An 11,605-nucleotide genomic window follows, 5' to 3' on the forward strand; every position below is an offset into this window, starting at 1 on the left:
CGTCGGCGGTGGCGGTTCCCGGTGAAGACGGCGAAAAACACGGACGACCAGCCCGGTCCGGAGAGGGCTGCGACGCGCGGATGCACAACAGACGTGTTCGTTCGGAGGGGAATTCCCGTCAGGTCTTCGGCCGGGACGCGGCAAGCGGCGGATCGAGGGAACGCGAACGGAGTGCGGTTCGGCGATAGCGACATCCTGCGTGCATGTCCTCGACGCCGGTGGTCACCTCACTTCTTGATCGAGCGCCGAATGGCTTTCGCCCGCCGCACCACCTTGCGTGCCGTGGAATTGTGCGGCAGGAACGCCAGCCGCTCCGGGATGCCGCCGGGCAGGCCGAGCGAGGTCAGCCGGCGCTTCTTGAAGTACCGCCGGGTGCGGGCGTTCAGGTTGTCCCGCAGGTACTCCTCGGCCGCCGGCCGCAGCTCGGGCAGGATCTTGGGCTGCATCGCGAATCCGACGGCCCGCACCAGCGCGGCGAGGGCGTCGGTGTCCAGGCCCTGCCGCCCCTCCGTGACGGCGGCCGCCTCGGACGGCTCGGGCAGTAGCGCGTCGACGATGGTGACCGGGACGCGGTTGCTGTTCTCGTACGGCGTCAGCCGGTCCAGCAGCGTCTCCGTGCCGACCCGGGCGACCGGCAGCCCGTACAGCGCGGAGGCGGTCAGCAGGGCCGTGGAGAAGCAGCCCACGACCAGTGCCGGATGCATCCGCCGGTACAGCACCTCGGCGAGGACCGGCGTGTCCACCACGGTGAGGTCGACGCCGAGCTTCTCCGCCTCCTGCTCCAGGGTGCGGGTGAAGCGGGCCGGGGCCGTGGGGTGCGGTTTGAAGACCACGCGGGTGTGCCCGAGGCCGACGGCGCCGGTCAGCATGGTCACGTGCAGGCTCTCCTCCTCCTCGGCGGAGAGGATGCCCAGCGCCGAGAGGTACTGGCCGAGCAGCACCGCGGGCCGCTCCACGTCCGGCAGGCCGGCGCCGGTGTCCGCCAGCTCGGCCAGCACCTTGACGAACGCCTCGGTCGGCACGATCTCCGCCCCGACGCCGAACTCGGTCAGCAGCAGCGGCTCGAGGCCGGGTACCAGGTCGAGGTGGAGCAGCCGTTCCACCCGTGTGCCGACCAGTGGGTCGAGCTTGTTGCGGGTGGGGCCGTAACTCATCAGGCCGTCGGCGTAGACGGTCAGGGGCGCGTCGGTGAAGATCTCCGCGACGCCGAGCGCGGGGTGCACCTGGATCGACTCCACGGCGAGTGCCACGTCGTCGTCGCCGATTCCCCAGGACAGCCGCAGATACCGCTCCCACATGGGCGCGTCCTCCACCCGCGGGGACCAGCCGCCGGGGTGGAAGGGGAAGATCGCCTCGTTCCACGACACCACGTCGTCGAACCGCGTCCGCAGCTGTTCGAACCCGGGCATCTCGTCCACGGAAGGCGTCGTCTCGGGCGTCGCCGCGTTGTTGGAGACCAGCAGGATCCGCCGGTCGGCCGCGTCGAAGCAGCCGGAGTCGAGGGCGGCGGCGAGGGTGGCCGTGCCGTACAGCGTGGACGCCAGGAAGATCTGCGTGGTCACGCGGCCACCTCCGTGGCCGGCACCGCACGGCGGCGCAGCCGGCGCAGCCGGGTGGCGCGCTCGGCGTCCATCGAGCCGAGCACCTCGTCGAGCGCGTCCTGCGGCATCCGCCGCAGCGCGGCGGCGCTCATCACCTTCAGTTTGCGGGCCACGGCGGGTTCAAACCTTTCGATGGAACCGAGATGGTGGGAAATGATCGCGCAGTACGTGCGTACGGCCTTCGGCAGCAGACTGGCCGCGTCGGCGTCCTCGGCCGCCCCGGCGACGACCTCGTCGAAGGCGCGGATGAAGTCGAGCTGGCGGACGTCCCCGATCTGGGTGAGCGAGGACGCCACCCCGCGCCGGTAGAAGACGCCGAGCAGTCCGGTGACCGCGAAGGACTCCGCCTCCCGGTGCAGCTTCCAGATCCACGGCCGGTCCTCGGCCGTGCGCAGCCCGTCGGTGAAGTGCAGCAGACCGCGCTCGACCAGCCGGCGGTGGTAGATGCCGGCCCACGCGTAGGCGTAGTCGACGGAGGTGGACCGGTGCGCGGGCAGGATCGCGTCGCGCGGGCGCAGCGTCACGCCCCGGCGGCCGTGCGGCACCCGGTGCACGACGCGGGCCCGCGCCGTGCACTGGACGTGGTCGGTGCGCACGAAGTCGCAGCCCAGCTCCTCGATCGCGGCGACGAGCCGGTCGTAGTAGCCGGGGGCCAGCCAGTCGTCACCGTCCAGGAAGGTCACGTACTCGCCGCGCGCCCGCTCGATGCCGGTGTTGCGGGCGGTGGCCAGGCCGCCGTTCCGCTCGTGTCGGACCAGCACCGCCCCCGGCAGCTCGGACTCGGCCCGCGCGAGGAGGTCCACGGTCCCGTCCGACGAGCAGTCGTCGACGAGAATGAATTCGAAGTCGTCCCGCGCGTTCGCGCGCAGACTCCGCAGGGTGTCGGGTGCGTATTGCCGCACGTTGTAGAACGGCACGATGACGGAGAGCTTTGGCACGTGACCGACGTTAGGCGGCGGCCCGGCACCCGGCTTTACCTGAACCTTGACACGGGGTGAATGAGGCATGGCGAAGCCGTGAAGCGCATGCTGTTCCGGGCGTCCGACGGCCCGATTCGCCATTCGGCGATGTGCTGTTCACCGTTTGTTGGATTCCAATTGGGCGGCTCCTAGAAATGGCTTCCTAGCGTCTACGACGTGCCAGCAAGTGCAACGAAGGCCCTGCGCGTCGCCGTCCTGGCGGACTCCGACACCCGGTGGAAATGGGGCGCGCTCACCGCGACCCGCATCTCACCCGGGGCTCCCGAGAACACGGACATCCGCCTGGACGGCTACCTCCTGCGCGGCCGAGCCACCCCCACCCCCCGCCAGCTGCGGGAAGTCGGCGTCACCGCGGACTCGCTCCGCGAGGTGACCGCCGCCGAGTTCCTGCGGGCGATGGGCGGGGCGACGGACGACGAGCCCTACGACATCGTCGTCCTCGCCCTGGTCGGCGGCGGCGTCCAGGCGATGCTGCACGGCCTGGGCCGGGTCTGGGAGAACCGCGCCGAACGGCCCGTCGTCGTCACCGGCTACGTCGGCGTCGTCTACGAGAAGCTCGCCGACGGCCTGCTGCTGCGCCACGGAGCCGACCTCGTCCTCGCCAACTCGCGCCAGGACGCGGACCGCTTCCGGAGCGTGTACGAGGGTGTCGGCGCCGACGCCGCCGCGGTGACCGAGGTCGCCCTGCCCTTCCTGGGCGGAGCCCCCTACCGGGGGGAGCCCGGCGAGGGGGAGCGCCGCTACACGGTCGTCTTCGCCGCCCAGCCCTCCGTGCCGGACAGCCGCAAGGACCGCACGTACCTCCTCGAACGGCTGATCCGGCACGCCCGCCGGCACCCCGAGCGGGACGTGCTGCTCAAGCTGCGCTCCAGGCCGGGCGAACACACCACGCACATCGAGGAGCTGCCCTACCAGAAGCTGGTGCAGCGGGCCGACCCGCCGCCCAACTTCCGACTGGTCTACGGGCACATGGGCGAGGTCCTCGACCACACCGACCTGCTGGTCACCGTCAGCTCCACAGCGGCCCTCGAATCCCTGCACCGCCGCATCCCCACGGTCGTCCTGACCGACCTGGGCGTGCGCGAGGCGCTCGGCAACCACCACTTCGTCGGCTCCGGCTGCCTCGCCTCCTGGGACCAGCTCGACGAGGGCCACCGCCCGGCGCCGGACCCCGAGTGGGTCGCCCGGCAGGGCGTGGCGGCGGACGGCGGTTACGAGACCGCCTTCGACGAGGCCCGCAAGCGCATCGCGGGCCTGCTCGGCCGCCCCGGCGGCCTGCCCCCGATCGCCCCGTACTACACCACGGTCACCGCCCCCGGCTACCTCCCCGGCATCCTCGCCCGCCACCACCTCGCCCCCGACGGCACCCCGCTGCCCGGCGCACCCGCCGCCGACAAGGCACCCGGCCCGGTTCGGCAGGTGGTGCGCCGCGCGGCCCGCGGCGCCTACCGGCACGGCGTCCAGCGGGTCGCCCCGGTGATCCGGCGGATGGGGGAGCTGTGACCGCCCCGAACCGTTCCCAAGGAGTACAGCCCATGTCCCCACCGGAAGCGGGCCGGGGCGCCGACGTGCGCCGCGTGCTCGCCGTGATCCCCGCGCGCGGCGGCTCCAAGGGCGTGCCCGCGAAGAACCTCGCGCCCGTCGGCGGCGTACCCCTGGTAGCCCGGGCGGTACGCGAGTGCCGGGCCGCCCGGCTGGTCACGGACGTCGTGGTCTCCACCGACGACCAGGCCATCGCCGCCGCGGCCCGCGAGGCCGGCGCCGAGGTCGTGCTGCGGCCCGCCGCCATCGCCGGGGACCTGGCCACCTCCGAGGCCGCCGTGCTGCACGCCATGGACACCCACGAGGCCCTGCACGGCGCGGCCGTGGACGTGGTGCTGCTCGTGCAGTGCACCAGTCCGTTCCTCGTCCGCGAGGACATCGACGGGGTGGCCGGCGCGGTCGCCGAGGGCGGCGCGGACACGGCGGTGACCGTGGCCCCGTTCCACGGCTTCGTGTGGCGGGACGGCACGGACGGGACCACCGGGGAAGCGGAAGGCGGCTTCGGCGTCAACCACGACAAGTCGTACCGCCCCCGCCGCCAGGACCGCCCCCAGGACCTGCTGGAGACCGGCGCCGCCTACGCCATGGCCGCACCCGGCTTCCGCGAGCACCGGCACCGCTTCTTCGGCCGCACCGAACTGGTCCGCACCGACCCGGCCCGCGTCCTGGAGATCGACGACCCGCACGACCTGGCCCGCGCCCGCGCCCTGGCGCCCCTCTTCGACGCCGCCCGGCCCGGCACCCTTCCGACCGCCGAAGACATCGACGCGGTCGTCCTCGACTTCGACGGCACCCAGACCGACGACCGGGTGCTGATCGACTCCGACGGACGGGAGTTCGTCTCCGTACACCGCGGCGACGGCCTCGGCATCGCGGCCCTGCGCCGCAGCGGACTGACGATGCTGATCCTGTCCACGGAAGTGAACCCGGTCGTCGCCGCCCGCGCCCGGAAGCTGAAGCTCCCGGTGCTGCACGGCATCGACCGCAAGGACCTCGCACTCAAGCAGTGGTGCGAGGAGCAGGGCATCGCGCCCGAGCGCGTGCTCTACGTCGGCAACGACGTCAACGACCTCCCGTGCTTCGCCCTCGTCGGCTGGCCCGTGGCGGTCGCCAGCGCCCACGACGTCGTACGCGGCGCGGCCCGCGCGGTCACCACCGCATCCGGCGGTGACGGTGCGATCCGGGAGATCGCCGGCTGGATCCTCGGCCCCTCGCTCGACTCCCCCGACTCACCCGACTCCCTCGAACTCCCCACGCTCACCCAGTCCAAGTAAGGAAGCCCCCCGCCATGAGCACCAACTCCCGCATCCGCGCCTTCGGTTCCCGCGAGGCCGGCCCCGGCCGCCCCGTCTACATCACCGGCGAGATCGGCATCAACCACAACGGTGAGCTCGAGAACGCCTTCAAGCTGATCGACGCCGCCGCCGAGGCCGGCTGCGACGCGGTCAAGTTCCAGAAGCGCACCCCCGAGATCTGCACCCCGCGCGACCAGTGGGACATCGAGCGCGACACCCCCTGGGGCCGGATGACGTACATCGACTACCGCCACCGTGTGGAGTTCGGCGAGGACGAGTACCGTCAGATCGACGAGTACTGCAAGACCAAGAACATCGACTGGTTCGCCTCCCCGTGGGACACCGAGGCCGTCGCCTTCCTGGAGAAGTTCGACGTCCCCGCCCACAAGGTCGCCTCCGCCTCGCTGACCGACGACGAGCTGCTGCGCGCCCTGCGCGCCACCGGCCGCACGGTCATCCTCTCCACCGGCATGTCCACCCCGAAGCAGATCCGCCACGCGGTCGAGGTCCTGGGCAGCGACAACATCCTGATGTGCCACGCCACGTCGACGTACCCGGCGCAGGCCGAGGAGCTCAACCTCCGCGTCATCAACACCCTCCAGCAGGAGTACCCGAACGTCCCGATCGGCTACTCCGGCCACGAGACCGGCCTGCAGACCACCCTCGCCGCCGTCGCCCTCGGCGCCACCTTCGTCGAGCGCCACATCACCCTCGACCGCGCCATGTGGGGCTCCGACCAGGCCGCCTCCGTCGAGCCGCAGGGCCTGACCCGCCTCGTCCGCGACATCCGCACCATCGAGGCCTCCCTCGGCGACGGCGTCAAGAAGGTCTACGACTCCGAGCTCGGCCCCATGAAGAAGCTCCGCCGCGTCACCGGCGTCGTCGCCGAGGCGGAGATCGCCGCCGCCGCGGGCGAGCCGGTCACGGTCTGACACCCGGCCTGACACCCCCACCACGCCCTCACCACGGGACGGTCGTACGCCGATGAGCCCCCGCGCCGGGAATGCCGGCCCCCGCACTCTCGCCTTCGTCGAGAGCCCGGTACAACTGCTGAACGTGCTGGAGTGGGCGCACACCCGCGCACCCGGCGCGGAGCTCACCCTCGTGGTCCTCTCACCCGTCGACCCGATGACCCGCGGCCAGCTGCGCCGCATGTCCGAACTGGCCCGCAAGGAGGGCCACGAGGTCCGCTGGGAGGAGGCGAGGGGCGGCGCCGCGGCCCCCTTCCGCACGGTGGGCGGCCTGACGTCCGTCCTCCGCCACGCGGACCGGATCGTCATGGGCGACCCGTTCTCCCGCTACGTACAGCTGCTCCTCACCATCACCCGCGCCCGTGACCTGGTCGTCGTCGACGACGGCACGGCCACGATGGAGTTCGTCACCCAGCTCGCCCACGGCGAACGCCTGGTCCGCTGGCACCGCAAGGGCAGCCGCCCCGGCCCCCGCGACCTGCTCTTCGCCCCGGTGTCCGGGGCCGCCCGGCGCCGTCTGACCCCCGCCCGGGGCCGCCGCGTGGAGGTCTTCTCCTCCATGCCCATCGAGGAGACCCCGGACGGCGTCACCGTCACCGCGAACGACTTCGCCTGGACCCGGGCCCGCTTCGGCCCGCCCCGCATCACCAAGGGCGCCGACATGGTCGGCACCTCCCTGGTGGAGACCGGCGTGGTCGACGGCGACCGCTACATGGACGCCGTACGCGGCCTGGCGAAGGCCCACGGGGCGGCCCGCTACTTCGCCCACCGCCGCGAGAGCACCGAGAAACTCCACCGGCTGGCCGTGGAGACGGGCCTGGAGATCGTCCGCCCCGACCTCCCGCTGGAACTGATCGCCCGCCGCGGCCCGATCGGCCGCACCGTCCTCAGCTTCCCCTCCACGGTCGTCCACACCCTCCCCCTGGCCCTGGCCGGCACCGAGGTCCGCGTCGCCGTCTGCGACATCGACCCGGCCTGGCTCACCGAGTCCGCCTCACCGCGGGCCCGGGGGTTCCTGTCCGGCGTCACGGGGTCGGCACGGGACGTGCACCGGCTGTCGGCGGTGGCGGGCACCGCGTAGTCCCCGTGCCGAGGCCGGGCGGGACACCCGCTTCCGGGGTGCCCGCCCCGCGGCGCCGCAGCCGGTGCCGTCCCGGCGAAGCCTAGGCGCCGGCCTCGTACTGGCCGACCTCGATGAAGTGGCGCAGCGCTTCCGGGGAGCCGTCGTCCAGGGCGGCGTTCGCCGCCGCGCGCAGGGCGTCGCTGATGCCGGGGTCGGCCAGCATGCGAGCGATCGTCACGCTGTCGTCCTCGGCCCGGGCGAGACGGAGCCCGGTCTCCAGGAACGCGCGCACCGCCTCCGGGCTGCCGTCGTCGAGGGCCTCGTTGGCCTCACGGATGACGGCCCGGCCGCTGTCGGGGTCGCCGAGGAGCCGGGAGATGGCGACGCGGTCGTCCTCGGCCTGGGCGAGGCGGTACCCGGACTCGAGCCAGGCGCGCATCTCTTCCGGGTTGCGGTTGTCGAGGAGTTCGTTGGCCTCCTGGATCACGCGCCGGCCGCTGTCGGGGTCGGCGAGCGTCCTGGCGATGGCGACGGCGTCGTCCTCGGCCTGGGCGAGGCGGTACCCGGTCTTGAGCCAGGCGCGCATCTCGTCCACGGTGGCGTCGTCGAGGAGCTCGTTGGCCTCCTGGATCACGCGCCGGCCGCTGTCGGGGTCGGCGAGCGTCCTGGCGATGGCGACGCGCAGGTCGTCGGCGTCCATCTCGTCGTAGGGGGAACCCGTGTCCGCCGCCGCTGCCGCGGCCGACGGTATCGGGGTGGCGGCGAAGGAGGGGGTGGAGAGCAGCAGGGCCGGGGCGAGAGCACCGGCGGCCACGGCGAGAGCCACGCGGGACAGTCTCATGGAGTCAACCACCTTGGGTCGTGGGCATGTTGTGCGACGTAAGCATTGTGTCAAGGAGAGGCAGGCCGGTGGACTGCATGGATCATGCAGTCTTCACAGGTTCTTCATTGCCGACGGGCCGTGGGGCGGGCCCGCTACGGAACGACGCCCGGTACGGAGCGCCACCGGTAGGGAGCGGCCCGGCACGGAGCGACCCCGGCGCCGGCCTCCGGCGCCGGCCGGGCCGTGATCACCGTGCCGCCCCACTGGAACAGGGCCGCGACCGGCACCGTCACGGCGCGCGTGGGGCGGTCGTCGCGTGGTACCCGTGTCCCAGGCGGGTGCCGGTGAGCGGTTCGGACCACTCCCGGTGAATCTCTCAGGATCGGCTCGGTCGGAAAGGCGGGCGAGTTTACCCAAGCGAGTCGATTGCTATGCGTAGGGCAGCCGCGATTTCTTACCCTAACGGGCTGAATTTTTGTTGATCGTGGGTCCACCGGTCGCTCGGGCGCCCTACTCTGCAAAGGGTGAAAGCGTTGATGTCCCCAGAGTCCGAGGCCGACACTCCCGGTGAGTCCGCGCTGCCCGGCGCGCTGCCCGAGGCGCTGCGCGCGGAGCTCGTGGCCTTCCGCCGCGACCTGCACATGCACCCCGAGCTGGGCAACCAGGAGTTCCGCACCACCGCCGCGATCAAGGAACGGCTGGAGAAGGCCGGCCTCAAGCCGCGCGTACTCCCCGTCGGAACCGGGCTCGTCTGCGACATCGGCACCGGCACCGACTCGGGACAGTGGTCCGGCGGACCGCGCATGCTCGCCCTGCGGGCCGACATCGACGCCCTGCCCATCCCGGACACCAAGGGCGAGTGCCCGTACCGCTCGCGCGTACCGGACCGTGCCCACGCCTGCGGACACGACGTGCACACCACCGTCGTCCTCGGCGCCGGACTGGTGCTCGCCGCCCTGCACGAACAGGGCCTGCTGCCCCGGCCCGTGCGACTGGTCTTCCAGCCGGCGGAGGAGGTGCTGCCCGGCGGAGCCGCCGACGCCATCGAGGGCGGCGCGCTCGACGGGGTGCGCCGCATCCTCGCCGTGCACTGCGACCCCCGGGTGGACGCCGGGCGGATCGGGCTGCGGGTCGGCCCCATCACCTCCGCCTGCGACCGGCTGGAGGTCGCCCTGAACGGCCCCGGCGGACACACCGCCCGCCCGCACCTCACCACCGACCTGGTCACCGCCGCCGCCCGCGTGGTCACCGACGTCCCCCCGCTCGTCGCCCGGCGCGTGGACAGCCGCAGCGGGCTCGCCCTGACCTGGGGGCGGGTCGAGTCGGGCCACGCACCGAACGTCATCCCGCAGCACGCCGAACTCGCCGGGACCGTGCGCTGCCTGGACCTCGACGCCTGGCGGCAGGCACCCGACCTCGTGGTCGGCGCCATCGACGAGATCGCCAACCTGTACCGGGCCAAGTCCGAGATCACCTACGTGCGCGGCGTGCCCCCGGTCGTCAACGAGGTCACCAGCACCGAACTGCTCCAGGCCGCCATGGTCGCCCGGCGCGGCACCGAGACCGTGGAGAACACCGAGCAGAGCCTCGGCGGCGAGGACTTCTCCTGGTACCTGGAGCAGGTGCCCGGCGCCATGGCCCGCCTCGGCGTCCGCCCGCCCGGCGAGCGCACCATCCGTGACCTGCACCAGGGCGACTTCGACGTGGACGAGCACGCCATCACGGTCGGCGTGGAGATGTTCACCGCGGCCGCGCTGATCGACGCCGTGCAGTAGCCGCGCCGTGCCGTAGCCACGCCGTGCGGTAGCCGCGCCGTGCCGTAGCCGCGCCGTGCCGTAGCCACGCCGTGCGGTAGCCGCGCCGTGCGGTAGCCGCGCCGTGCGGTAGCCGCGCCGTGCGGTAGCCGCGCCGTGCGGTAGCCGCGCCGTGGCAGTAGTCACGCAGGGCGCGGCGGCCCGTCGCGGTTGCGGCCGTGGCGGGCCGGGGCCACCCTGATGCACAGGCCCCGAGGTCACGCGGCACGCCTCGGACACCCCCGGCAACAACCCGCGGCACGAATGGGTAACGGCCCCGCGGAACCCCGTTCCCAGGAGTTTCTACGCGCGTTAATGTGCGCCGAACCGAGCGCCCGCTGCGGGGCTTTGGAGAATGGGGAGCTTCAGATGCGTCGGACATCGAGACTGACCCGCGCCGCGGTGGGGGCCGCGTCGCTCGCACTCGCCGCCACGGCCTGCGGCGGTACCAGCGGCGAGAGCGGCGGCGACGGCAAGGACGACAAGGGCCTCGCCATCGCGTACGACATCGGCGGCAAGGGCGACCAGTCCTTCAACGACGCCGCGTACGCGGGTCTGGAGCGGGCGAAGAAGGAGTTCGGCTACGAGACCGCCGACATCGAGCCCACCGAGGGCGAGACCGACGCCGACAAGGAGCAGCGCCTCGCCTCGCTCGCGAAGCAGGGCTACAACCCGGTCATCGGCGTCGGCTTCGCCTACGGCCCGGCGATGAAGGCCGTCGCGTCGAAGCACCCGGACGTCACCTTCGGCATCGTGGACTCCGTGGTCGAGGGCGAGAACGTCGTCTCCCTCGTCTTCGCCGAGAACGAGGCCTCCTACCTCGCGGGCGTCGCGGCGGCCAAGGCCACCCAGACCAACACGGTCGGCTTCGTGGGCGGTGTCGACGTACCCCTGATCCACAAGTTCGAGGCCGGCTACAAGCAGGGCGTGCAGGACACCGACCCCAAGGTCAAGGTGGTCTCCCAGTACCTGACGCAGACCGCGGAGGAGGGCGGCTTCTCCAGCCCCGACAAGGGCCGGGCCGCCGCCGAGGGCCAGATCGAGAAGAAGGCCGACGTCGTCTACCAGGCGGCCGGCCTCTCCGGTCAGGGAGTGATCGAGGCCGCCGCGAAGGCGAAGGTCTGGGCGATCGGCGTCGACTCCGACCAGTACCGGCAGGAAGCCCTCGCCGCGTACAAGGACCACATCCTGACCTCGGCCCTGAAGGACATCGACGGCGCGGTGTACGCCCTGGCCAAGTCGGTCGAGGACGGCAAGCCGCTGACCGGCACCCAGACCTTCGACCTCGAGTCCGACGGCGTGGGCCTGTCCGACAGCAACCCGAAGTACGCCGAGGTGCCGGGCCTGACGGACGCCGTGGCCAAGGCCAAGGCGGGCATCATCGACGGCTCCATCAAGGTCAAGACCGAGTAGACCGGCGCGGCACGGAACCGGACGGAGCGGGGGGGGGGACACAGAGCCCCCCCCCCCCTGCACTTCGCACCCCCCCCCCCCCCCCCCCCCCCCCCCCCCCCCCCCCCCCCCCCCCCCCCCCCCA

Annotated in this window: 9 protein-coding genes; 6 read left to right on the plus strand and 3 right to left on the minus strand. The window is 72.6% G+C overall.

The window, feature by feature from the left end; all coding sequences use genetic code 11:
- Nucleotides 1-227: 227 nt before the first annotated feature.
- A complete protein-coding gene (locus ACZ7G3_RS02025; RefSeq protein ID WP_470922846.1) occupies nucleotides 228-1,562 on the minus strand; it encodes a polysialyltransferase family glycosyltransferase in 1,335 nt (444 codons plus the stop codon).
- Nucleotides 1,559-2,539 carry a glycosyltransferase family 2 protein gene (locus ACZ7G3_RS02030; protein ID WP_470922847.1) on the minus strand — a complete coding sequence of 327 codons (981 nt, stop codon included), beginning with the start codon at nucleotides 2,537-2,539 and terminating at the stop codon, nucleotides 1,559-1,561. The genes ACZ7G3_RS02025 and ACZ7G3_RS02030 overlap by 4 nt, the downstream gene beginning before the upstream one ends.
- Nucleotides 2,540-2,737: 198 nt before the next feature.
- Here ACZ7G3_RS02030 and ACZ7G3_RS02035 point away from each other — a divergent pair, with 198 nt between their 5' ends.
- From ACZ7G3_RS02035 to ACZ7G3_RS02050, 4 genes are read left to right on the plus strand one after another with little or no spacing between them, the layout of a single operon-like run.
- The gene (locus ACZ7G3_RS02035; RefSeq protein ID WP_470922848.1) at nucleotides 2,738-4,084 is read left to right on the plus strand and encodes a DUF6716 putative glycosyltransferase; all 1,347 of its coding nucleotides are present in this window, start codon (nucleotides 2,738-2,740) and stop codon (nucleotides 4,082-4,084) included.
- 32 nt (nucleotides 4,085-4,116) lie between these two features.
- The gene (locus tag ACZ7G3_RS02040) at nucleotides 4,117-5,397 is read left to right on the plus strand and encodes a cytidylyltransferase domain-containing protein (RefSeq protein ID WP_470922849.1); all 1,281 of its coding nucleotides are present in this window, start codon (nucleotides 4,117-4,119) and stop codon (nucleotides 5,395-5,397) included.
- Between the two features lie 14 nt (nucleotides 5,398-5,411).
- Entirely contained in the window at nucleotides 5,412-6,350 is a 939-nt protein-coding gene (locus tag ACZ7G3_RS02045; protein ID WP_426525673.1) for an N-acetylneuraminate synthase family protein, read from the plus strand.
- Between the two features lie 52 nt (nucleotides 6,351-6,402).
- The gene (locus ACZ7G3_RS02050) at nucleotides 6,403-7,470 is read left to right on the plus strand and encodes a hypothetical protein (RefSeq protein WP_426597097.1); all 1,068 of its coding nucleotides are present in this window, start codon (nucleotides 6,403-6,405) and stop codon (nucleotides 7,468-7,470) included.
- An 82-nt stretch (nucleotides 7,471-7,552) separates the two neighbouring features.
- On the opposite strand, the gene ACZ7G3_RS02055 is transcribed toward ACZ7G3_RS02050, so the two are convergent.
- A complete protein-coding gene (locus ACZ7G3_RS02055) occupies nucleotides 7,553-8,293 on the minus strand; it encodes an ALF repeat-containing protein (protein ID WP_470922850.1) in 741 nt (246 codons plus the stop codon).
- A 518-nt stretch (nucleotides 8,294-8,811) separates the two neighbouring features.
- Between ACZ7G3_RS02055 and ACZ7G3_RS02060 the strand changes: the two genes are divergently transcribed.
- Together ACZ7G3_RS02060 and ACZ7G3_RS02065 are read left to right on the plus strand one after the other, a co-directional pair.
- Nucleotides 8,812-10,050: a M20 family metallopeptidase gene (locus ACZ7G3_RS02060; RefSeq protein WP_470922851.1), complete on the plus strand. Its 1,239-nt coding sequence runs from the start codon at nucleotides 8,812-8,814 to the stop codon at nucleotides 10,048-10,050.
- A 387-nt stretch (nucleotides 10,051-10,437) separates the two neighbouring features.
- Complete coding sequence (locus ACZ7G3_RS02065) at nucleotides 10,438-11,481, plus strand: BMP family lipoprotein (protein WP_470922852.1); 1,044 nt, start codon at nucleotides 10,438-10,440, stop codon at nucleotides 11,479-11,481.
- Nucleotides 11,482-11,605 lie beyond the last annotated feature (124 nt).

The sequence above is a fragment of the Streptomyces sp. NPDC037271 genome (assembly GCF_055603605.1).